The organism is Mucilaginibacter gossypiicola (assembly GCF_900110105.1).
GTDB lineage: Bacteria > Bacteroidota > Bacteroidia > Sphingobacteriales > Sphingobacteriaceae > Mucilaginibacter > Mucilaginibacter gossypiicola.
In genome coordinates this window covers 615,503-636,695 of sequence record NZ_FOCL01000001.1, presented here as the reverse complement: position 1 = coordinate 636,695, position 21,193 = coordinate 615,503, and the positions used below count along the sequence as shown (strand labels likewise).

Annotated in this window: 24 protein-coding genes and 1 tRNA gene; 14 read left to right on the top strand and 11 right to left on the bottom strand. The window is 42.5% G+C overall.

The window, feature by feature from the left end; genetic code table 11:
- The first annotated feature begins 56 nt into the window (after nt 1-56).
- The 10 genes from BMX50_RS02560 (at nt 57) to BMX50_RS02515 (ending at nt 8,904) form a co-directional block, all read left to right on the top strand.
- Nucleotides 57-1,244, top strand: a complete 1,188-nt coding sequence (locus BMX50_RS02560) for an acetate/propionate family kinase (RefSeq protein ID WP_091207220.1) — start codon at nt 57-59, stop codon at nt 1,242-1,244.
- A gap of 17 nt (nt 1,245-1,261) precedes the next feature.
- Entirely contained in the window at nt 1,262-3,646 is a 2,385-nt protein-coding gene (locus BMX50_RS02555) for a phosphoketolase family protein (RefSeq protein WP_244280819.1), read from the top strand.
- 74 nt (nt 3,647-3,720) lie between these two features.
- Nucleotides 3,721-4,470 (top strand): SDR family NAD(P)-dependent oxidoreductase, encoded by a 750-nt coding sequence (locus tag BMX50_RS02550; RefSeq protein WP_208864624.1) that lies wholly within the window; start codon nt 3,721-3,723, stop codon nt 4,468-4,470.
- Between the two features lie 409 nt (nt 4,471-4,879).
- Nucleotides 4,880-5,641: a hypothetical protein gene (locus tag BMX50_RS02545; RefSeq protein ID WP_091207218.1), complete on the top strand. Its 762-nt coding sequence runs from the start codon at nt 4,880-4,882 to the stop codon at nt 5,639-5,641.
- A gap of 172 nt (nt 5,642-5,813) precedes the next feature.
- On the top strand, nt 5,814-6,083 hold the full coding sequence (locus BMX50_RS02540; protein WP_091207215.1) for a helix-turn-helix transcriptional regulator: 270 nt from the start codon (nt 5,814-5,816) through the stop codon (nt 6,081-6,083).
- Between the two features lie 14 nt (nt 6,084-6,097).
- A complete protein-coding gene (locus tag BMX50_RS02535; protein WP_091207212.1) occupies nt 6,098-6,361 on the top strand; it encodes a helix-turn-helix domain-containing protein in 264 nt (87 codons plus the stop codon).
- Nucleotides 6,358-6,693 carry a hypothetical protein gene (locus tag BMX50_RS02530; RefSeq protein ID WP_091207210.1) on the top strand — a complete coding sequence of 112 codons (336 nt, stop codon included), beginning with the start codon at nt 6,358-6,360 and terminating at the stop codon, nt 6,691-6,693. The genes BMX50_RS02535 and BMX50_RS02530 overlap by 4 nt, the downstream gene beginning before the upstream one ends.
- A 217-nt stretch (nt 6,694-6,910) precedes the next feature.
- Nucleotides 6,911-7,288 carry a MobC family plasmid mobilization relaxosome protein gene (locus BMX50_RS02525; protein ID WP_091207207.1) on the top strand — a complete coding sequence of 126 codons (378 nt, stop codon included), beginning with the start codon at nt 6,911-6,913 and terminating at the stop codon, nt 7,286-7,288.
- Complete coding sequence (locus tag BMX50_RS02520; RefSeq protein ID WP_091207205.1) at nt 7,278-8,258, top strand: relaxase/mobilization nuclease domain-containing protein; 981 nt, start codon at nt 7,278-7,280, stop codon at nt 8,256-8,258. Before BMX50_RS02525 ends, BMX50_RS02520 begins: the two co-directional genes overlap by 11 nt.
- A gap of 43 nt (nt 8,259-8,301) precedes the next feature.
- Nucleotides 8,302-8,904 (top strand): hypothetical protein, encoded by a 603-nt coding sequence (locus BMX50_RS02515; RefSeq protein WP_091207202.1) that lies wholly within the window; start codon nt 8,302-8,304, stop codon nt 8,902-8,904.
- Between the two features lie 362 nt (nt 8,905-9,266).
- Here the strand turns inward: BMX50_RS02515 and BMX50_RS02510 are convergent, their stop codons facing one another.
- The 10 genes from BMX50_RS02510 to BMX50_RS02465 form a co-directional block, all read right to left on the bottom strand.
- Nucleotides 9,267-9,962 (bottom strand): ATPase, encoded by a 696-nt coding sequence (locus tag BMX50_RS02510; protein WP_091207199.1) that lies wholly within the window; start codon nt 9,960-9,962, stop codon nt 9,267-9,269.
- The gene (locus tag BMX50_RS02505; protein WP_091207196.1) at nt 9,962-10,345 is read right to left on the bottom strand and encodes a hypothetical protein; all 384 of its coding nucleotides are present in this window, start codon (nt 10,343-10,345) and stop codon (nt 9,962-9,964) included. The genes BMX50_RS02510 and BMX50_RS02505 overlap by 1 nt, the downstream gene beginning before the upstream one ends.
- A gap of 14 nt (nt 10,346-10,359) precedes the next feature.
- Nucleotides 10,360-10,869 carry a hypothetical protein gene (locus BMX50_RS02500; protein ID WP_091207193.1) on the bottom strand — a complete coding sequence of 170 codons (510 nt, stop codon included), beginning with the start codon at nt 10,867-10,869 and terminating at the stop codon, nt 10,360-10,362.
- 76 nt (nt 10,870-10,945) lie between these two features.
- On the bottom strand, nt 10,946-12,157 hold the full coding sequence (locus BMX50_RS02495) for a site-specific integrase (RefSeq protein WP_091207189.1): 1,212 nt from the start codon (nt 12,155-12,157) through the stop codon (nt 10,946-10,948).
- A 246-nt stretch (nt 12,158-12,403) separates the two neighbouring features.
- Nucleotides 12,404-12,493, bottom strand: a tRNA-Ser gene (locus BMX50_RS02490).
- Between the two features lie 110 nt (nt 12,494-12,603).
- Nucleotides 12,604-13,572 (bottom strand): YihY/virulence factor BrkB family protein, encoded by a 969-nt coding sequence (locus tag BMX50_RS02485; RefSeq protein ID WP_091207187.1) that lies wholly within the window; start codon nt 13,570-13,572, stop codon nt 12,604-12,606.
- 11 nt (nt 13,573-13,583) lie between these two features.
- Nucleotides 13,584-13,991 (bottom strand): acyl-CoA thioesterase, encoded by a 408-nt coding sequence (locus tag BMX50_RS02480; protein ID WP_091207182.1) that lies wholly within the window; start codon nt 13,989-13,991, stop codon nt 13,584-13,586.
- Nucleotides 13,991-15,043, bottom strand: coding sequence for an endolytic transglycosylase MltG (gene mltG, locus BMX50_RS02475; protein WP_091207179.1), 1,053 nt, complete (start codon nt 15,041-15,043; stop codon nt 13,991-13,993). Before mltG ends, BMX50_RS02480 begins: the two co-directional genes overlap by 1 nt.
- A 19-nt stretch (nt 15,044-15,062) precedes the next feature.
- The gene (locus BMX50_RS02470; protein ID WP_091207176.1) at nt 15,063-15,371 is read right to left on the bottom strand and encodes a rhodanese-like domain-containing protein; all 309 of its coding nucleotides are present in this window, start codon (nt 15,369-15,371) and stop codon (nt 15,063-15,065) included.
- Entirely contained in the window at nt 15,349-16,143 is a 795-nt protein-coding gene (locus tag BMX50_RS02465; RefSeq protein WP_091207168.1) for a PASTA domain-containing protein, read from the bottom strand. Before BMX50_RS02465 ends, BMX50_RS02470 begins: the two co-directional genes overlap by 23 nt.
- A 240-nt stretch (nt 16,144-16,383) precedes the next feature.
- Between BMX50_RS02465 and BMX50_RS02460 the strand changes: the two genes are divergently transcribed.
- From BMX50_RS02460 to BMX50_RS02450, 3 genes are all read left to right on the top strand, one after another.
- Complete coding sequence (locus BMX50_RS02460) at nt 16,384-17,367, top strand: D-alanine--D-alanine ligase (protein WP_091207166.1); 984 nt, start codon at nt 16,384-16,386, stop codon at nt 17,365-17,367.
- Between the two features lie 116 nt (nt 17,368-17,483).
- Entirely contained in the window at nt 17,484-18,119 is a 636-nt protein-coding gene (locus BMX50_RS02455; protein ID WP_091207163.1) for an ABC transporter ATP-binding protein, read from the top strand.
- Nucleotides 18,119-19,228: a hypothetical protein gene (locus BMX50_RS02450; protein ID WP_091207160.1), complete on the top strand. Its 1,110-nt coding sequence runs from the start codon at nt 18,119-18,121 to the stop codon at nt 19,226-19,228. The genes BMX50_RS02455 and BMX50_RS02450 overlap by 1 nt, the downstream gene beginning before the upstream one ends.
- 3 nt (nt 19,229-19,231) lie before the next feature.
- Here BMX50_RS02450 and prmC read toward each other — a convergent pair whose 3' ends face one another.
- On the bottom strand, nt 19,232-20,101 hold the full coding sequence (gene prmC / locus BMX50_RS02445; RefSeq protein WP_167667786.1) for a peptide chain release factor N(5)-glutamine methyltransferase: 870 nt from the start codon (nt 20,099-20,101) through the stop codon (nt 19,232-19,234).
- 33 nt (nt 20,102-20,134) lie between these two features.
- Here prmC and ribD point away from each other — a divergent pair, with 33 nt between their 5' ends.
- Nucleotides 20,135-21,190 (top strand): bifunctional diaminohydroxyphosphoribosylaminopyrimidine deaminase/5-amino-6-(5-phosphoribosylamino)uracil reductase RibD, encoded by a 1,056-nt coding sequence (gene ribD, locus BMX50_RS02440; protein ID WP_091207154.1) that lies wholly within the window; start codon nt 20,135-20,137, stop codon nt 21,188-21,190.
- Nucleotides 21,191-21,193: the final 3 nt, after the last annotated feature.

The window sequence follows — 21,193 nt, the reverse complement described above, 5'->3', positions numbered from 1 at the left end:
TTCATTAAACGAATATTGGGCGTTTAGTATTTGTTACAGTATTTAAATATCTGAAAATGAACCCAAAAGTTCCAACCCCGGCAGCATTACTTGCAATTAATGCAGGTTCATCAAGTATCAAATTCTCTTTATTCCGCCTGACTGCTAATGTTCAGAAAATAGGAGAAGGTAGGATAATCCGCATTGGTCTGCCCGGAATGTCATTTGAACTTACGAGGAATCAGTTCTCCGAAATTGAAACACTCCCTAATGATGTTACTGATTATGTGTCGGCGATAAAATTCATTGTAGACTGGCTTGAATGCCAACCCTTATTCGCTCAGGTTAAAGTCATAGCGCACAGGATGGTGCATGGCATGGAGGATTGCTCACCCGCCATTGTTAATGACCACATGTTATCCACTTTAAAAAAGGAAGCCGGTGATGATCCGGAGCATCTGCCAAACGAAATTAAGCTGATCGAAGCTTTCAGGTATCATTATCCGCAATTGCCTCAATACGTTTGTTTCGATTCATATTTCCATCAGGATATGCCAGCCGTAGCCAAATTACTGCCATTGCCAAGGCGCTTTACACAATCTGGAATAAGGCGTTACGGTTTCCACGGCCTCTCGTATCAATATATTATGCAAAAGTTAAAGGCAGAGGGCAACGGGGAAGGCAAAATTATCATTGCGCACTTAGGTAATGGTTCGAGCCTGGCAGCGGTGAAGGACGGCAAAAGCGTGGATACCACCATGGGGTTTACCCCCGCTTCGGGGTTGCCAATGAGCACCCGGTCGGGAGATATTGACCCTGGCGTGGCCTGGCACATTATGAAGCATGAGGGTCTTACTGCCGATCAGTTTATCCACATGACCAACCATGAGTCGGGACTTTTAGGCGTTTCCGGAAGCAGCGGCGACATGCATGACCTGCTTTCGCGGGACGCAACGGATTATCTTGCAGTAGAAGCGGTAGATCTGTTCTGCTATTATGTTAAAAAAAATATTGGAGCCCTCACTGCCGCTTTAAGTGGTATTGACACTTTAGTTTTCACAGGTGGAATAGGGGAAAATGCAGCAGTGATACGAAAAAAGGCATGCTCCGGGCTTGAATTTTTAGGAATTGAGCTTAATTACGAAGCAAATCAAAAAAACGAAAATGTCATATCATTAGCTGAAGCGAGGGTTAAAGTTTATGTAATGCCAACCGATGAAGAGCTAATGATGGCTGAGATGGTTAATGAATTAATGAACATTTGAATTTTAAAAATTAAGAGATGAAAATGATAACTGATATTACCAAAAACGAGAATGCGCCGTTAACCGATGATTGTTTAACAAAATTGGATGCGTATTGGCGTGCAGCAAATTATTTATCTGTTGGCCAGCTTTACCTGTGCGATAATCCGCTGCTGGATGAGCCTTTAAAAATGGAGCATATAAAAAAGATGCAATTGGGGCACTGGGGAACCACACCTGGTCAAAACTTTATATACACACACCTTAACAGGCTTATTAATCGGTATGAGCTAAACATGCTTTATATTTCCGGTCCCGGGCACGGGGGGCCTGCCGTAGTTGCAGGCACCTACCTTGAGGGTACCTATAGTGAAATATATCCCGAAGTTAGCCAGGATAAAGCAGGGATGAAAAAACTATTCAAACAGTTCTCATTCCCCGGCGGTATTTCCAGTCACGCGTCGCCGCAAACACCGGGATCGATGCACGAAGGTGGAGAGCTTGGTTATTCGTTAAGTCACGCGTTCGGTGCTGTACTTGATAACCCCGATTTAATCGTTGCCTGTGTTGTTGGCGATGGCGAGGCCGAAACAGGGCCGCTTGCAACTGCCTGGCACTCTAACAAGTTTCTAAATCCGCTTACAGATGGCGCCGTATTGCCCATTTTGCACTTGAACGGTTATAAGATATCCAACCCTACCGTATTGGCCCGTTTACCTCATGATGAGCTGGAACAACTATTTCAAGGTTATGGTTATAGCCCGATATTTGTTGAAGGATCAGATCCTGAATTTATGCACCAAGCTATGGCGGCAGCTTTAGAGCAAGCGATACACTACCTCAAGCAAATTAAATATAATGCCGCAGAACACCCCGGAATGGAGAGGCCAAAATGGCCGATGGTTATTCTTCGGTCACCCAAAGGCTGGACAGGGCCTAAAATAGTTGACGGCAAACAAATAGAAGGTACATTCCGCTCACATCAAATCCCTCTTACGGTTTCATCAGCATCTGGTAATCATTTACAAATGCTTGAAAGCTGGTTGAAAAGCTATAGGCCCGGGGAGTTGTTTGATGTAAATGGCAGGTTGAAGAAGGAAATTGCAGAGATAGCACCGAAGGGCAACCGGCGAATGGGGGCAAATCCTCATGCTAACGGCGGACTTTTGTTGAAAGAACTGCGCCTTCCGGATTTTCAGCAATACGCCGTAAATGTACCTGCCTCTGGTGTTGCGGGGGAGGGTGATGTACACGTATCCGGACGTTTTCTACGGGACGTTATATCCCTTAATCCTCAAAATTTCCGCGTTTTTGGTCCGGATGAAACGGTTTCGAATAAACTGGAAGCTGTTTTTGAAGTAACCAACAGGCAATGGAATGCCGATGTTGATTCAAATGATGAATACTTGGCTGCAACCGGAAGGGTAATGGAAATGTTGAGTGAACATCAATGCGAAGGCTGGCTGGAAGGATACCTGCTTACCGGCAGGCATGGACTGTTTAACTGCTATGAAGCATTTATCCATATTGTAGATTCGATGTTTAATCAGCATGCCAAATGGCTCAAGATGACCAGCGAGATCCCATGGCGAAGAAAGATAGCGTCATTAAATATCCTACTTACATCTACCGTTTGGCGTCAGGACCATAACGGTTTTACCCATCAGGACCCTGGTTTTATAGATCATGTGATCAATAAAAAATCAGAGATTGTGAGAGTTTACCTACCGCCCGATTCTAATTGCCTGCTGTCTGTAATGGATCATTGCCTGCGGAGCAGCCATTACGTAAATGTTGTAGTTGCCGGGAAACACCCTTCGCCGCAATGGTTAAATATGAAGAATGCTGTAGATCATTGTACAAGAGGCATCGGGATTTGGGATTGGGCAAGTAACGATCTGGATTGCGATCCGGATGTAGTGATGGCATGTTGCGGAGATATTCCAACGCTCGAAACCCTTGCCTCGGTATCCATTTTAAGGGAGCACCTGCCGAATTTAAAAATAAGGGTGATTAACGTAGTTGACCTTTTGAAGCTCGAAAAGCAATCCGGGCATCCACATGGCCTGAGTGATCATGACTTCGACTCTCTATTTACGACTAATAAACCTGTGATTTTTGCTTTTCATGGTTACCCCTGGCTAATTCACCGGCTTACCTATAACCGTACCAATAACAACAACATTCATGTAAGGGGATACAAGGAAGAAGGTACAATTACTACCTCGTTTGATATGACTGTTTTAAATGAAATGGACAGGTTTCATCTAACTATCGATGTTATTGACCGCGTGGCTACCCTTGGCAGTAAAGGCACATATTTAAAACAGAAGTTAATGGATAAGCTAGTTGAGCATAAACAATTTATCTGTGCTTATGGAGAAGATATGCCTGAGATAAAAAATTGGCGGTGGGAAGTGTAAATCAAACCTCAAAAAAGCAGATGGAACGCTTAAAATAGACTATAGAACGATGATTAACTTTTAAATAATACAGAATGAGGATTTTAGAGAACAAAGTCGCCTTGATTACCGGAGCTGGTTCGGGCATAGGCAAGGCTATAGCAATTTTATACGCTTCAGAAGGCGCCAGAATTGTTGTTTCTGACATTGATGAACCGAGAGGGATGGAAACTGTTCAGCGCATAAAAGCGTTCGGTGGCGATTCTATTTTTGTTAAAGCCGATACTTCTCTGCCACATGAACACAAAAAAATGGTTGACAGAACTGTTCATCAGTTTGGTGGGTTGCATGTAGTAGTAAACAACTCAGGAATAGGGGGGCCATTAAACACCGTTGGCGATTATCCTATCGATGGTTGGGACAAAGTAATCAGCACTAACTTGTCTGGCATTTTTTATGGCATGCATTTTCAGATTCCTGCTTTAATAGCCTCCGGAGGTGGCAGCATCGTTAATATGGCTTCTATTCTGGGAAAGGTGGGAACTAAAGGTTCTGCTGCGTATGTAGCAGCTAAACATGGAGTTATTGGCTTGACGGAGGCCGCTGCTCTTGAATATGCAGACAAGGGTGTTCGCGTAAATTCCGTAGGTCCCGGCTATATACTAACGCCGATGCTAAACATCTTGGATAAGGGAACTATGGATAAAGTGAAAGGCATGCATCCAATGGGACGGCTGGGTAAACCGGAAGAAGTCGCTGAGCTATCTTTATGGCTTAATTGCGACAAGTCATCATTTGTTACCGGCTCGTACTATAACATTGATGGGGGATACCTTGCGCAGTGATTATCATTTTTACAATTTTAAAATCAGTTATTTTACGCATTATTTTTAGACCGATTCCCCACGAATTGCGGGACTTAACCGAGCAGATCGTGGCAAATTGAAGGTGTTTATTTCTATGTGTAATTTAAAGACCGGAGGAAAAACTAGCGCGAGCAATTGCTGATCAGCGATCATTGCGCTAAATTTACGATGGCCGACGAATCCTGACAGTTGTTCCTTTGCGATACCTTACTAAGCACATCGTTATAGATCAGACCTTGGTGCGCGAGAGATTTTTTAATGATACCTTTTTGCTTATATCTATTGCCACAAATAAACTTAGAAAAGCTCTTGAGTATTTAACATGTTACTTTCTTTTAATTTTTTTTCCGAACGCAGAAAAACTTATTTTTGAATAAATCACCTGTCTATGAGCGTCACTTACTTCAAGCCTCGCGACCGCTTTGATTTTTCAAAAGATAGTCTTGATATTGGAAATCCCTTACAATGGGACAGGTCACATTTTTTAAAACACTTTTTTAAAAGAGTGTTTACCATTCGAGATGATCGCATAGATGAATTTTACCAGCGCCACCTGGCTTATTATCTGTCCCAACATCCAGATGGTAAAGAACAGATCTTCTTTAAATATTTTTGGTCGCTCATTGAAAGGCAATTAAAGGTGTTGTTAGGTACTAATGTTTATGATGAGCACCATTTAAGGAATGAGCGGGAAATCGTACGATTGCAAAAGTTTACGTCAATGCTGATTTCGCTTGACCGTTGGAACATTCACAAATCAAATGATGCAGTAATAGCGCAGCAGGAATCAGAAATATTCGCACTTAAACAAGAGGTAACTCGATTGAAAGCCGATCTCAAGAAAGCAACGGCTTTTGAAACTGAAGGCTATATCAATATCCCAGAGGGCTACCGAAATACCGTTTTACACCTGCATTTGCAAATGCAGGAACTTAAAACACCTGAAGGGAAAGAACTGATGTTTTCTCAGACGCAGAGTGTTTGGATGAAAATGATCTGCAAGTATTTCCGCGAGGGAGACAAAGAGATCAATTATGAAACCATACGCCGTTATTTCCCGAGTGACAAGCGCGAACCCGGAGATAAACACGCCGACATCCCTGCAAAATCCAAGCTTTTTACGATCAATCCTGCGAAAAAGAGGAGTTAATTTTTCTTTTGCTGGCAATGTAATTAGCTATTCGCCAATATAGCATCAATTTGTCAATCAGTATGTTATAAGCATCTTTAGCTTTTTCCAAACTACTCCATTTTAACCAAGCAATTCTGCATGGTCAAGAAATTTATTCTGTACCGCACACATTTGTTCCAAAACAAATGCTATGCAGATCATCAATCAAGAAGCTCTTAGCCTGTGCATACGCCAGGCAGTGAGGGCAGAACTACAGGAACATTTTAAAACGGGCGGCAACGAGCTGCCAAACTCAGAAAGACTTTTATCCAAGCAGGAACTTGCCGCCGAACTAGGCGTGTCTCTCGTTACGCTTACCGATTGGATGAAAAAAGGCTTACCCTATTTGCGCCTGCATAAAAGGGTGTACTTCAGAAAAAGTGAAGTACTTAATGCCATGCAACAAACCATTAACAATTAAACAAGGAGGAACAGATGAATGTGGAATTAATCACCAAAGGGGATTTACTGGAATTTAAAAGCGATCTGCTTAACGAGATCAAACGGATCATACAGCCGGGACAAGCCAGTACAAAAAAATGGTTAAAGAGCGTGGAGGTTAGAAAACTGTTGGGGATATCGCCCGGTACGCTTCAAAACCTTCGGATCAACGGTACGCTGCGGTTTACCAAAGTGGGTAGCATCATGTACTATAAGTTGGAAGACATCAACAAGATCCTGGAAGGAGAAGGCAAATGAAACTGCAAAAGGAAATTGTTAAAGAACTGGCGGGTTTTGCAAGCCTGCTTAAACAGATGGAAAAAGATAATCGCTTGCTGCCAACCCACCTTAGCCTGTTTACCGGTCTGTTTGTTTGCTGGCAGCGAAACGGTTTTATCAGCCCATTTAGTGTGACCCGGAAAATCCTCATGGCGTTTTCCAAGATAGCATCCATTGCCACTTACCATAAGTGCATCAGGGAGCTGAATGAGTGTGGTTATATCCGGTATCAACCTTCCTATCACCCAAAGCAGGGCAGCCTGGTTTACTGGCTGGAAGCACAAGCAGCGGCGAAAAAGCATGGTGTCTGAATCCGCGCAAAACTTCGTTTTGCAACATTGGAATAGCATACCGCAAGCGGTATGCAGCACATATACAGATAGCTGGATATATGGCGGAGAGATCTACGACCCGAAGGGAGCGAGTTAATGTTTTTGCTTCACAAAAACCCGGATACACCCCGCCGGGGTGATCCGGTAACTCGCTCCCGTTGGTCGGTTTGGGAAGAAGTTTTAAGAACGTGATTTTATGACAGGATCAACCGAAAAAGATAAAACTCAGAAAAAGCGGTTGCCCGGCAGACCGAAGAAAACAGTAAGCAGGAGCGATTTTCTGATGGTACGGTTAACGCCGACGGAACGTGTTCTGATCGATGGGCGGGCAAAGAGGGCCGGATTAAAATCCAGTGAATGGTTCCGCAGTGCTGCCAAAAGCGCGAAAGTTTTCCCGCGATTTTCGGTAGAAGAAACAAGTTGGTTCAGGATGCTGGCGGGGCTTGCCAATAACCTTAACCAGCTGACACACCTTGCCCATGTGGCCGGGCTTTTCTCACTCGCCCTGAAATGCCAGGCCTTGCTGAAACAGATCGAGGACTTGTTAACTAAGATCAGCGGCCATGATGGGTAAACCAATCACCGGGCGAAGCTTTGGCGGCTGTGTCCGATATGTAGTAAATAAGCAGGATGCAAAGGTCATTGCTGCCGAAGGCGTGCGGATACAGGACGCAGGAACGATCACCCGTGATTTTAACCTGCAACGAAAGATGAGGCCGGAATTAGGCAAAGCTGTGGGGCACCTGGTTTTAAGCTGGAGCAAGGAAGATCTGTCTAAGCTAAGTGATCAAATTATGGTGGAGCGGGCAAAAGAATACATGGATAAAGTGGGTATCTGTAATACCCAGTTTGTTGTAGTTCGTCACCATGACAGCGAGCATCCGCATTTACATGTGATCTATAACAGGGTAGATAATAACGGCAACACCATTACCGATAAAAATAATTTTGCGAAAAATGTGAAAGCCTGCAAAGAGATCACGCTGAAATACAGCTATCATATAGGGGAAGGCAAAGAACAGGTGAACAGGCAGGCCTTAAAAGGAAAAGAGAAAATCCGGTACGAACTTTTTGATGTGATTAAAGCTGCGCTTAAGCAGTCAGGAGACTGGAAACAGCTGGAAGCGAATTTGCAAAAACAGGGTATTGGAATCGCTTATAAATATAGGAGCGGCAGCAATGACGTACAGGGCATTTCTTTTGAAAAGGGCGATATCAAAATGAAAGGATCTGCTATTGACCGGAGTTTGAGCTATGTCGGGATTAATACGCAGCTTAACCGGAATCTACAGGCGCAGCAGGAAGATATAGTAAGAAAAGTAGATTCACCTTCATTAGCCGAGCAGTTACGGGATGCGATCAAGCAGCATGGCGAGGCTGATGAGGTACACGTTCAAACTGGCGGTAAAGGCATACTGGAAACGTTGCTGGAACCGCAGTTTGTTGCCGGTCCGCCCGATCCGATGGGGGATGCGGATATAGCCAAAAGGAAACGAAAGAAACATGAAGCAGAGCATTCGCAGTCACAAAGGATCACCAGGTAGCGTGATTGCAAAATGATTATTTAACTATTCAAATTCAGGAATTATGCAACAGGAAGAACTGGAAGAAAAAGTAACGATGTTGGAGGAACTGATACAGGGGTTCATTCAAAGTATTGCAATAATAGAAACCGAAATGCCCGACTTTCTAAAGAGTTTTTTACAGCAATACAAGGAAACATTAGACCGGATAACCATCAAGATCGAAACGGCCAATAAGCGTTACGATGATAAAAAGATCCAGCAACAGATGGATGAATTAAAAGATGTGGTTTCGAGGGTGCCTAAAGTGATCGGTGTCAAAAATCATCATCATTTCGGGGCATGGTCAAAAAGCCTGATTATCGGAGTTGTGGTAGCTTTTGTTGTTACTGCCGGATCATTTGGCACAGCTTTATATCTTAACCAACAAAACGACCGGTTAAACGAGGAGGCTTATAATTTCTGGCTGGTTAGGGCGATGTATCCTAAAACTGCGGAAACAATTATTACAGAGTTAAAGGATGATCCGGATGCTTTTATCGCTAAGGCTGAAAAGGCGATAGAGAAACAACAGGCTATTGCTGCCGCTAAAGCTATTGCCGATCAGGCAGACAAGGATCAGAAAGCGGCGAGGGATAACCTGAACAAAGTAAGATCGGCTAAATGAATACGTTTGCCCTGTTTTCTTTTTTGATAGGAGCGGACGGCCATGCGGCTGCGGCAGGCGGCTGCATTACACCACGCGTTTCGCTCCGGGTTCCATTACGCCGCCAGCCTCGCCACCGCACATGCAGGAGTGTATTCGTTCCTCATACACACCTGCCTTTCTCGCCCACAGGCTATGGGTTAGTCACAGCACCGCAGTCACAAAATTAGCTACGCAGAAAAACCGTCAAGGGCATGTAAACCGGCTATCGCCGGCCCTTGACAGTTTTCCTGCTAACAGCTCCGGTTGTTTAAGCGGTGAATGACTTAGCTTGCACAATGGAATATATGGGAAATGCTTGATATCCTAATTCCCACCTCAAATTAACGCTTAACTCCACCACTGCCCAATGAACGCCCAGGATTCTGAGTATGTTTGGGGGGGACTATATCTTGTTGCACTTTCATTTGCTTTACAAATGTTCTCATATCTATCGCAATGCGATTGACCCAATGGGGTAAATTAACAGATTCATCGATAATCTTACCACCGGCAAATTTTAGATAAACTGAAACGCCCTGTCCGTTTTCCTTAGATGCGGCTTTCATTAAAATAACCTGCTCAAAAGCATGGTAATACTTTTGCAGATTAATTAAAGACTCTTTATAATTTGCTTTGATGTTATCTGCTGATACGTCATGACCGCCTTTGGCTACTCTTAAGAGTACACGTTCAAAAGACATGGCAATATCATCCAGGCCAAAGAAAAACAATCGGGTACTATAGCCATTGATCTTAAATTCATTGACTGATTTCATGATATCTTCTGTTCGGAAATTAGTTTCGAAAGCACAGGTTGTATTTCTGTTTTGCATGGTTTCTTTCCAATCCGAAAATATATGCCCGTTAACCGCATCATATAGATTACCACTGTCTAACCCCGGAAATTGCTTTTTAAGCAGTATAAATTCCTTATCGCCATCAAAAATAGGGGTGCCAGGTGGCACCATAGAGGATGACAGCGTGCTTTTACCAGCTCCGTTGGGCCCGGCAAAAACAAACAGTTCCGGCTGATCCATTAAAATTTCCTGCTAATTATCTGGCTTTTGCCTGTGTTGACATCTACCTCCACCAACTCGCGGTGATCGGCATATTCACGGATTACATGATTTTTATGCTCTTGATTTTCGGCAGGCTCGTAAACATTATAGTGTCCCAGACGTGTGTTTTCGAATTCTACGTTTTGGATTTCAGGGCACAACCGCTCTTCGATCTCTTTTAGAGAACATTCAAAAACGGGTATGTAGGTTAGTTGTTCCATTAGCAATTGTAATTCAGCTGCCTTTGCCGGGTGCCAATGGCTTACAGGGACAAGAACAGCTGTTGCTTTTTGTTGGTCGTCGTAAACAATATTAAATGTGTCCTGAGTGACGAACTCTTTCAAATTTAGTGTTTTATACATAGTCTTACAAATTACTATTTAATAATAACGTGACGGTGACGTTCTCTTCGTTGTCTGATTGGCATATCAGACAGCGTCGGATTAAATGACTGTGATTGGGTAGCTGTCGGTTTATTCAAGTTATCTGCATTTTTTTGTAATAACTCCATCAGCACATTGGTCTCTATTTTTAAGGCCACTGCAAATCCAAAGGAAATTGCAGTGGCTGTAACCAAGCCGAAATAAACAATTAGAATCTTCAGTTTTACTTTTTTTGAATAGGATTGAAGCACTTTGTCAAGCTTTTTATCGAAGCTATCTACAGCGAGTTCTAATTGCTTATCCGCTTGACGATTGTTCAACTTGTCCAGTTTTAAGCTGATCTGTACAAGTTGTGAAGCGTGATCTGGGAGACAAACTTTTGGATAATTTTTAACGTTTTTCTCGCTGTTGATTAAACTTTCATGCCTCCATTTGTTCTGTTCAGCTGACCTTTCAGAAGCTTCACTCAGTCCATTACTTTGATTGTTTTTTTGCTGGTTCATCTATTCCTTATTAAACATGTAAATGACTAACCTTGCAGCTAAACAATAACCGCAAGGTTGATGATTAATTCAAGCGCTAATAAAGCTTCCTAAGTTTAGACATGTCCTGCGCCACTTTCATATCTAGGATTTTCGCATAGTGCTGGGTTGTTTTGATATTGGTATGGCCGAGCATCTTAGATACACTTTCGATAGAAACGCCATTTGCAAGTGTTACAGTCGTTGCAAAAGTATGGCGGGCTATGTGGTAAGTCAATTCCTTGTTGATGCCGCAGGCATCGGCTATTTCCTTCAGATAGCTATTCATCTTTTGGTTGCTCAATACAGGAAGCAATAAACCATCATTCACACATTGAGGGTGGTCTTCATATTTTGCCATTGATTCCATTGCTTGGGGAAGTAAAGGGATTCTTGAAGAGGTATCTGTTTTCTGACGACTGGTATAAACCCATTTCTGCCCGTCGATTCCGGTTACGATCTCTGAACGTTTTAATTTCTTAACGTCCGCATAAGCTAAGCCTGTGTAGCAACTGAAAAGAAAAATATCCCTTACCTGTGATACCCGGTCGCTGACAAGTTTCTTATTGGCCATCACTTCCAATTCTTCGGCGTTTAAGAAATCGCGTTTAACCTCTTTAACTTTGGGTTTGTATTTGACAAACGGATCTTTATCAAGCCATCCGTTTGCGATACAAATGAGTATTATCTTTTTAAAGTTCTTCAGATACTTAACAGTTGAGTTATTGTTGCAACTTCTTTCCGAACGTAAGTAAAAATCATAAGCCATAATAAACTCGTGGTCGATTGCCCGGATATCGATATCGCAGGAGTTAAATTTCCATTGCAGGAATGCTTGTGTATGTTTGAGACTTGTCTCGTATCGATCAAGCGTCCCCTTTGCATATTCTTTGCCAATAAGCGCAGCAACCTGACGGTTATGTTCCTGGAATATTGGCACCAGCATTTTTCCGGGTGATGGTTTTCCGCCGAGAAGTCTGTCTTTTAAGTTGGGAGCGGTGATCAGCAACTTACGCTCTATCATATCCCGGTGGACATCGTACACCTGGTGTTCTAATGTTTTCAGGTAAGCATTGATGCTTTTCGTTTCCTCATTGTTCCCGGTTAACTTTTGAGCGTTTGTATTCCATTTGTCGGGGTTGACATAGCGTTTAGAGGAGACTTCGATGCGCACGCCATCGATAGTGATACGCAGGTAAACAGGGGCGAGGCCTTCGGCATTTGTTTTTGATCTCTTTACGTAAAAGAGGAGGTTAAAAGATTTGTTCATCGCTGAAGCTTTTAAGTGAATAAAATTAGTTACATATCCTCCTGTAATCAAGATGTTTAAATACTAAACAGGCTCAATAACAGTAACTTATAAGCATTCCGGTGACCAGCGGTTTCACCTCTAAAAAGGTCACCCGCAGGTCACTGGAACAAAGCGATTTATTGGTTTATCTTGGTGTGGGTTAAAAACAAAAAAGCGCCGTAAGTAATTCATTTACAGCGCTTTTGATTCTAAGTGAATATTACTTGGCGGAGAGTTAGGGATTCGAACCCCAGGAACCTTTCACAGTTCAACAGTTTTCAAGACTGCCGCAATCGACCACTCTGCCAACTCTCCGGCGACAAAAGTACAAATCCGAAGCGAATTGGCAAATTTGAATTGCACTTTTTTTAATTTAATTAAATAATCTACATAAATTACTGATTAACAGAAAGTTAATTTTTTGTTTACTCTGTTTTTTTTGCCCTAAAAGTGTTAAATCTGGGTTTTACAATGCGAATTGTGCGCTTGGAGAGCTCCACCGACGCATTTAATTCGAACCCGATGATCAAAATTAACGAGTTTATGTACATCCAGATCATGACCACAATGAGCGTACCGATAGACCCGTAGACTTTGTTGTATGATGAAAAATTGTTGATGTAATAAGAGAACCCCAGCGAAGTTAAAACTGCCAGCGCTGTAGCCAGTATGGAACCGGGATTTACAAAGTTCCATTTCTTTTTATGCGCAGGGGCGTAACGGTACAGGCAACCGATAGTCACAAAAATAATCACCACAATAATCACCCACCTGAACAGCATTACCGGGTAAACCCAAAAGTGATTTGTGGATGCAACGTGCGATTGGATAAATTTGATAGCAGACTGCCCCAGGATGAGTATGGAGATTGCCAGTAATAATGCAAAACTGATGGCCACGGTAATCCCCGTCGCTACCAGCCTACGTTTAATCCAGCTTCGTTTATCCTCAATCAGCGAAGATTTGTTGAAGGCTTTCATCAGGTTGATAACTCCGTTGGTTGCAAAATATAAAGTTGACAGGAAACCAAATGAAAGCAACTTGCCATTTTGGTTGCTTACGATATCAAAAAGGGTTTCCCTGAAAGCCATATAAGCGTTTGTAGGCATTACAGAGGCCAGCACCATCATCAAGTTGCCCCTGAAATGTTTAATAGGTACGTAGGGGATAAGCGTAAACAAAAAGATCGTTGCCGGAAAAATGGCCAGCATAAAGCTATATGCCAATGCATAAGCCCGATTAATGAGTGAGTTGTTGGTGATTTCTTTTACAAAAAAATCAATAACTGTATATAGCGGCAATGGCCTGAAACCCGGAATGATGACAGACTTTGTCCACTCAATGATGTACCTGTAAAACGTAAATCGTAATAAAAAGCGGTGCAGCCATTTCATTTACACCAAATCTACTTAAAAAAGGGCATTAATCTATCGGTAAAATCCTGCGGCGGCAAGCACGGGCGGTTGTTTTTCATATTGATGAACACCAATAGCGTTTCGCCGGTGTTAATGAGTTCGCCTTTAGGGTTTGTAAGCTCATACTTGAAATGGATGCGGATACCTGGCAATTTATCCATAATTACCCTGATGCTGATCTCCTCGTCATACAAAGCAGGTTTTAAGTACTTACATTTAAGCTCAAGCACCGGCATCATAATACCCGATTCTTCCATACCTTTATAAGTAAGGCCGAGACTGCGGAGCATTTCTACACGGCCAACTTCATAAAACTCGGCGTAGTTGCCGTAGTACATATAGCCCATCTGATCGGTTTCGCCGTAGCGCACCCGTATTTTGCTGGTGTGCTCAAACATTACCTGAGGATATTACGTTCGTTAAGGGCTTGTTGAAATTTATGTGCGTTAACCAAATGGTCGGCCACATTGGTAGCAAAGGCATGGTACCCCGAAAAATCAGCTTTGGCGCACATGTAAATGTAATCGTTCTTTTGATAGTTGAGCACGGCTTTTACAGCATTAACTGACGGCATCATGATAGGGCCCGGAGGTAAACCTTTATGCAGATAAGTGTTGTATGGCGAATTGTATGAAAGGTAACGGGTGAGTACACGTTTTATAGTAAAATCATTCATTGCGAAGATCACAGTAGGATCGGCATCCAGTGTCATCCCTTTTTTTAGACGATTAAGATATAAGCCCGCGACAGCAGGCATTTCATCGTCATGCAGCGCTTCGGCATCAACTATTGATGCCAAAACAGATACTTCCTGCGGAGTAAGGTTTATTGCAGCAGCCAGTTTCTTGCGTTCAGGTGTCCAAAAGGCCTGGTAATGGTCATACATCCGTGTAAAGAATTTTTCAGGGCTTGTATTCCAATACATTTGGTACGAGTCGGGCATCATCACCGTATACACATTATCAGTAGTAAAACCATATTTACTTACAAAACTTGCCGAATCGAGCAGTCGGATAATCGCCATTGAATCGGGTTCTATCTTTTTAGAGATAAAACCGGCAAATTGTTCTTTAAGCCTCAAGCCATGAAATTCAACTTTAACAGGTTCCTGGGTTCCCGATGCCAGCATATTAATAAGCTTACGGTTACCCAGCCCTGCGTGAAGGCGGTATTTACCCGGCTTAACACGGGCGACATAATTCATATTACGGGCAGCCCACGCAAATGAAGCAGTATCTTTAACGATACCCTCATCCTGGATAGTTTTAAAAACATCGTTAAAAGTTGCACCCGTGTGGATGTATAAATATTCCTGCTTATCGGTTACGTTAGGGCCAAAGTATTTTAGGTAATAATTGAATCCTGTAAAGCCTAAAAGCACTACGATAACGATTACCAGTGCTATAGTAAATTTCTTGAGCATGCCTGATCCTTGTTTTTCCGCGGTCATGATATTGAATAGATTGTATTTATTTTAGTTTTTGAACAGCTATTAACCCACCGCGTAAATTACGCACATTACTATAGCCATGCTGTTCTAAAATGGCTTGGGCCGTTTCGCTCCTTAAACCAACTTTGCAGATAACGATTATCTCATCGGTTTTGTTGTAAGTTAAACCGTTAAGCTTACGTTCCAGGCTTGACAGCGGAATATTATCACCACCAATATTGTAGGTGTGGTACTCAATAACCTCGCGCACGTCAATCAGATTAAGGTTTTCACCTTCACTTAAACGTTCAAGCAGTTCGGTAGCTTTAATTTGCCGGTGGGGCTGCATCTGTTTTTGTGCCTTGTGAAACAGTTAGGTTTATACGCGTACCAATACTGGTTTTGCTTAACGAGTCGGTTTTCATTGGGTATTGTGAAACTACAACCACATTAGTCGAATCAGTAATGGAGCCCTGATAAGTAATAATGCCAACCGTTAGCCCTGCACCTTTTATGGCAAAGCGTGCAGCATCAAGGTCAAGGTTTACCAATTCTGGTATTTCCACTTCGCTCGCGCCTTCGCCATCGCCCAAAACCAAATCTATTTTGGAACCCTTAGGGAGCTTGGTTCCCGGTTTTATCACCTGTCCGCCAAAACGTACTTCAAGAATTCTGTCGCGGGCAATATCTGATCGATAGGTAGTGTCACCTACTTTTAAACCGTAATTTGATATGGTAGCGATGGCTTCGCGGTAATTGCTTTGTTCAAGGTCGGGCAGGCTTACAGGTGGTGCCTGAAGGGTTACCATGGTAAGATAAATTACCCTGTTTTCCTTAACGTTGGTACCCGGATCAGGATCCTGTTCAACGATGGTGCCTGGTGCTACGTCCTGTACGTAAACGGAGTCTATTTTATAGCCAAATCCCTGTTCTTTTAAGATATCCATAGCCTTATCAATAGTAAGGCCTTTAAGCTTTGGTACAGGTATGCCCGATCCGTGGCGGGTGTAATAACCAAGACTGAAAAATGCTATTAAGACAACGGCTATCACGGTTACAATAGCCATCAATAAGTTATTCCGGAATGATTTTGATTTTAAGTAAGCCCCAAATTTGCTCATCAGTATATGTAAGGGTAAACCTTTTAATTAAGTATCAAACATAGGAATTATTTTGTTAGCCGTAAAGTTTTAAAGTTGCCCGAAAGTCGGTAAAGTGCGTAAATCAGACAGTTAGTTTCTGATTGATTTAATTGATGAGATGTTTAGAAAAAATTATGACCGCATCATCTAATTACTAAATTTGGGGGTCTGCTTCCGGTTTTCGGACTTTACCGACTTTCGGACTTTCTGACCATAATCATGAAGAATATAGCCCTTTTGGCCGGAGGCTTTACCGGCGAATATGAAGTATCCCTGAACAGTGCAAAGAACATTGCTGCAAACCTTGCATCAAACAGTAATTACAAAGTTTATACTATATTGATTACCCGCGACAGGTGGTTTTTTGAGGCCGATGACGCCACGGTTGATGTAGATAAAAATGATTTTACGATCACCCTAAACCAGGAAAAGATAAAATTTGATTTTGCTTTTATCACCATTCACGGTACTCCCGGCGAAGATGGTAAGCTACAAGGCTATTTTGATATGTTGGGTATCCCGTATAATACGTGCGATGCTACAACATCGGCTATTACCATGAACAAGGCTTATACCAAAGCTATTGTAAATGGTATTCATGGTTTGCATACCGCCCATTCCATGCGCTTATTTGAGCGCGATGTGCATGATGTGGCTACCATAGCAGCTAACCTTAAATTCCCATTATTTGTTAAGCCTAACAATGGCGGTAGCAGTGTAGGCATGAGCAAAGTGCAAAATATAGCAGGTTTGCCCGAAGCATTGAACCGCGCCTTCCAGGAAGATGCACAGGTGTTGGTTGAAGAATTTATTAAGGGCCGGGAATTTAGCATTGGTATAGCCCGCTTGCACGGCAAAATAAAAGTATTGCCTGCCACCGAGATTATCACATCAAAAGACTTTTTTGATTACGAGGCAAAATATACATCGGGCGTAACACAGGAAATAACCCCGGCAGATCTGTCTCCTGAAAAGGTCCATGAAATTGCCGGCATAGTTACCGAAGTATATACCCGTCTTAACTGCCGCGGCATGGCAAGGATCGACTTTATCTTATTGGAAGGCAGCAACGACTTTTACTTTATTGAGATCAACACCACACCAGGTCAATCGGCAGCCAGTTTGATTCCACAACAAGTGAGGGCAGCAGGCATGGACGTTGGCGAGTTTTATAGTGCATTGATTGAAGGAGCTGCATTGTAGTATTTCGGAATTGGGGTTTTCGATTTCGGATTTATTTTGAATTCATAATTTAAGAGACGCCTTTGGTGCGTCTCTTTTAGTGTAACAACAAGGCTATTCTAACGTCAAAACCAACGATGCTGCAATTTCAAAACTTCAAAAAATCATACGGTAGTTACCCGGCCTTAAAAATTGAAAGCCTCAAGCTTGAAAACGGTATTTACTGGATAAAAGGAGTAAACGGATCGGGCAAAAGCACTCTGCTAAAATCTATTGCCGGCATCCTGGCGTTTAATGGCGACATATTGCTTGGTGATGGTATTAGCATAAAAAAACAACCGGTGGCTTACCGTAAGCTGGTTAATTTTGCTGAAGCCGAGCCGGTGTTTCCTGATTTTTTAACAGGGACTGAAATGGTCAGGCTGTTTGCCGATGCTAAAGACGCCCCGGCAGGACAGGAAGATAGGTACATTAAAAGCATGGGAATGCAAAGTTTTGTCGACCGCCCGGTTGGTACTTACAGCAGCGGTATGATGAAAAAGCTTTCACTGTTGCTTGCCTTTTTAGGTAATCCCAAATTGATCCTGCTCGACGAACCGCTTATCACCATTGATACGGCATCGTTGGCAGTATTAAATACCTGGATCAGGGAAAGACATGAGCAGGAGGGAACCAGCTTCTTATTATCATCTCACCAAGTACTGGAAGATGGCTCGTTACCCGTATCGGGCGAGTTATTAGTTGAAGATCAAACCCTAAAGTTTATCAACTAATGAAGCCGCTAACCAATGTATTGTTAAAAATATTTGCAGGCGGTTTTTTCCGGGTACATGCGGGGATCTTGCTTTTTATATTTCTGGCGATGGTTGGTGTCGTGCCGCCTCAATATTTAATAGGTTATCATAAAGCCCTAATGCTGGCAATGGATAGTAGTTCGGCAGTGATGGCGTTGGTATTTGCGGTCTGGCTAATTTATGCCATTAAAAGCTGGCATTATGTATCCGGGCAGATCTTTGCCTCTGGTCAGCATTTTTTATTTTACAGCAGTAATTCTCTGAGTAGGGAGAAACAATTAAAAAGCTGGTTTGGGATACAGGCAGCTATATTATCGCCAATAATAGCTTATGCGATCATAGCAATTTGTGTTGGCTTTGCTAATCATTATTATGTATTGCCGGTTTGCATTTTGTTGTATTTAATAATATTAAGCTATTTAAGCGCGGTTATTTATATGAGACAAATCAACCGTCTTGTTGATGGCAGTAGTCAATCTCTATTATTAAAACTAAGCAGCAAATGGCGGAAACCTTATTTCAGCCTTTATATTTACCACCTGTTTGATAAACGCAAAGTGCCGTACCTGATCACCAAGGCATTATCATGGCTTATCATTACCGGGGTATTTTATGTGTTTGCTGATGTTAAAACCGATGCACGTGTCGCCGGCATTGCCATACTTGCGGTAGTCACAGCACATATTGTTTTGATATTTGAAGAACGGAAGTTTGAAGAGAACGGATTAGGTTTCTCCCGCAATTTACCTTACAGCAGGCAAAGGCTCTTTCTGAATTTTGCAGCTGTTTATTTCTTTTTACTGATCCCCGAAAGTGTCTGGCTGTTCAATAGGTTTAACCCCTTTATGGCCGCAGAGTTATTACTGTTAGCTTTAAGCACCTCAATGTTGTTCCACTGCCTGCTTTATTGGTTCGGGCTCAATATGGATAAGTACCTGCAATGGATCCTGGGTTTATTTATAGTGCTGTTTTGGATCATTATGTTCAAGCTGCTTTGGGTGCTAATCCCATTAAACTTGGGTTTAGCTTACTGGTTGTTTTGCAATAACTATTATAAATTTGAAGGAGTAGCAAGCGATAAGCTGTGATAATTAAAGCTGCGCTTTTATCATCCTGTCCCTGCCGCTCATGTCTTTTTTTAGCTCTATGTTTTTAAATCCTTTACCGGCTAATAGTTCCACTGTTTCTTTACCCAGGTTTTCATTTATCTCAAAGTAAAGTAAGCCCCCGGCAATCAAATTATTCAAAGCAAAGCCGGCAATAGCCCGATAAAATATCAGCGGGTCGTGTTCGGGGACAAACAATGCTGTATGTGGTTCAAAATCAGTCACATTGCTGTGCATCTGCTTTTTATCATCAAGAGTAACGTAGGGGGGATTGCTTACGATGATATTATATTGAGCGCTTTCATTACCCGGTTTGGTATTTAAAATATCAGCCTGAAGAAAATTAACATCTACCTCATTTAACACAGCATTTTCCTTAGCCGTTTGCAAGGCTCCCTCAGATATATCAATCGCTGATACAACAGCATATGCCAAATTCTTTTTCAAACTGATAGCTATACAACCACTCCCCGTACCTATATCCAACAAAGAAAACCTTTCGCCTTTCACCTTTAACCTTTCACCTTCCGAAAGCAAAATCCATTCAACCAGTTCCTCAGTTTCCGGGCGCGGGATCAGCACATAAGGGTTTACTTTGAAAGGCAAGCCGTAAAACTCGGTAACGCCGATAATGTACTGAACAGGTTTTCCTGTTTGAAGTTCGATAAGGATATTTTTGACCCGTTTCGATTGTTCGGCAGTTAATTCCCTTTCCGGAAATGCTTTGATAGACGCTCTTGATAAGCCCGTAACTTCGGCGATAACAAGCAGCGTAATGGCTTCTGTTTCATTAATATCGTAAACGCCGTTTATCTGCTGCCTGTAATCTTCAAAAACATCCTTAACTGTAATCATGCAACAAAGTAACATAAAAGCTACTTTTGCAGCATGCTTGAACATGAAAAATATATGCGCCGCTGTTTAGAGCTTGCTCAATTGGGTGCAGGATATGTTAGCCCGAACCCCATGGTTGGTGCAGTTGTAGTTCACGATGGCAAAATAATAGGAGAGGGCTATCACCGGAAGTATGGCCAGGCCCATGCCGAAGTTAATGCCATTGCCCAGGTTGCCCAACAGTTTGCCAACCACGTCCAATTGCTTAAAAATTCGATAATATATGTTTCGTTGGAGCCTTGCGCGCATTATGGCAAAACGCCCCCATGTGCAGATTTGATCATCAAACACCAAATCCCAAAGGTTGTAGTTGGGTGCCGTGATCCTTTTGCCCAGGTTGATGGGAAAGGGATCGAAAAACTTCAGGCAGCCGGTATTGAAGTAATAACCGGAGTATTGGAGCAGGAATGCCAATGGCTTAACCGACGTTTTTTTACCAAAGTACAAAAACACAGACCATACATTATACTGAAATGGGCACAAACGCAGGACGGATTTTTTGCTCCGGCTGATGGTGGCCAGTTTTGGATCACCGGCCCTGAATCAAAAAAACTGGTTCACAAATGGCGCAGCCAGGAAGATGCTATACTGGTTGGTAAAAACACGGTATTAAGTGACAATCCGCAATTAAATACCCGTTACTGGGACGGCCCTTCGCCTAAGCGGGTAGTGATAGACAGGAAACTGGAATTAAATAAAGGGTTGAATATATTTGATCAGTCTGCCGAAACGTTGATATTTAACGAGGTTAAGTTTGATGTGGATGGTAAAAACAGGTACATCGCTCTTGAAGATTTTGAACGCTTTGTGCCGCAATACATTTTATACCAGTTATACCTTCAGGATATTCAATCTGTCATTATTGAAGGAGGCGCTCGTACGCTTGAGGCCTTTATCGAAGCTGGTCTATGGGACGAAGCCCGCGTGTTTACCGGCGATAAAGTTTTAAACAAAGGCATAAAAGCACCGCAAATAACCGGTATACTTGCCGAAGAATATCCCGTGGGCGCCGACCGCCTAAAAATGTTATACAATAAGCCAGTTATATAAATG

Coding starts and splice junctions, on each gene's coding strand:
- BMX50_RS02505 (WP_091207196.1), bottom strand. CDS start 10,345: ATGTATAAAACACTAAATTTGAAAGAGTTCGTCACTCAGGACACATTT.
- BMX50_RS02480 (WP_091207182.1), bottom strand. CDS start 13,991: ATGTTTGAGCACACCAGCAAAATACGGGTGCGCTACGGCGAAACCGAT.
- prmC (WP_167667786.1), bottom strand. CDS start 20,101: ATGATTACAGTTAAGGATGTTTTTGAAGATTACAGGCAGCAGATAAAC.
- BMX50_RS02470 (WP_091207176.1), bottom strand. CDS start 15,371: ATGCAGCCCCACCGGCAAATTAAAGCTACCGAACTGCTTGAACGTTTA.
- BMX50_RS02495 (WP_091207189.1), bottom strand. CDS start 12,157: ATGAACAAATCTTTTAACCTCCTCTTTTACGTAAAGAGATCAAAAACA.
- BMX50_RS02460 (WP_091207166.1), top strand. CDS start 16,384: ATGAAGAATATAGCCCTTTTGGCCGGAGGCTTTACCGGCGAATATGAA.
- BMX50_RS02540 (WP_091207215.1), top strand. CDS start 5,814: ATGCAGATCATCAATCAAGAAGCTCTTAGCCTGTGCATACGCCAGGCA.
- BMX50_RS02485 (WP_091207187.1), bottom strand. CDS start 13,572: ATGAAATGGCTGCACCGCTTTTTATTACGATTTACGTTTTACAGGTAC.
- BMX50_RS02530 (WP_091207210.1), top strand. CDS start 6,358: ATGAAACTGCAAAAGGAAATTGTTAAAGAACTGGCGGGTTTTGCAAGC.
- BMX50_RS02500 (WP_091207193.1), bottom strand. CDS start 10,869: ATGAACCAGCAAAAAAACAATCAAAGTAATGGACTGAGTGAAGCTTCT.
- BMX50_RS02525 (WP_091207207.1), top strand. CDS start 6,911: ATGACAGGATCAACCGAAAAAGATAAAACTCAGAAAAAGCGGTTGCCC.
- BMX50_RS02555 (WP_244280819.1), top strand. CDS start 1,262: ATGAAAATGATAACTGATATTACCAAAAACGAGAATGCGCCGTTAACC.
- BMX50_RS02510 (WP_091207199.1), bottom strand. CDS start 9,962: ATGGATCAGCCGGAACTGTTTGTTTTTGCCGGGCCCAACGGAGCTGGT.
- ribD (WP_091207154.1), top strand. CDS start 20,135: ATGCTTGAACATGAAAAATATATGCGCCGCTGTTTAGAGCTTGCTCAA.
- BMX50_RS02520 (WP_091207205.1), top strand. CDS start 7,278: ATGATGGGTAAACCAATCACCGGGCGAAGCTTTGGCGGCTGTGTCCGA.
- BMX50_RS02455 (WP_091207163.1), top strand. CDS start 17,484: ATGCTGCAATTTCAAAACTTCAAAAAATCATACGGTAGTTACCCGGCC.
- BMX50_RS02450 (WP_091207160.1), top strand. CDS start 18,119: ATGAAGCCGCTAACCAATGTATTGTTAAAAATATTTGCAGGCGGTTTT.
- BMX50_RS02550 (WP_208864624.1), top strand. CDS start 3,721: ATGAGGATTTTAGAGAACAAAGTCGCCTTGATTACCGGAGCTGGTTCG.
- BMX50_RS02560 (WP_091207220.1), top strand. CDS start 57: ATGAACCCAAAAGTTCCAACCCCGGCAGCATTACTTGCAATTAATGCA.
- mltG (WP_091207179.1), bottom strand. CDS start 15,043: ATGACCGCGGAAAAACAAGGATCAGGCATGCTCAAGAAATTTACTATA.
- BMX50_RS02465 (WP_091207168.1), bottom strand. CDS start 16,143: ATGAGCAAATTTGGGGCTTACTTAAAATCAAAATCATTCCGGAATAAC.
- BMX50_RS02545 (WP_091207218.1), top strand. CDS start 4,880: ATGAGCGTCACTTACTTCAAGCCTCGCGACCGCTTTGATTTTTCAAAA.
- BMX50_RS02515 (WP_091207202.1), top strand. CDS start 8,302: ATGCAACAGGAAGAACTGGAAGAAAAAGTAACGATGTTGGAGGAACTG.
- BMX50_RS02535 (WP_091207212.1), top strand. CDS start 6,098: ATGAATGTGGAATTAATCACCAAAGGGGATTTACTGGAATTTAAAAGC.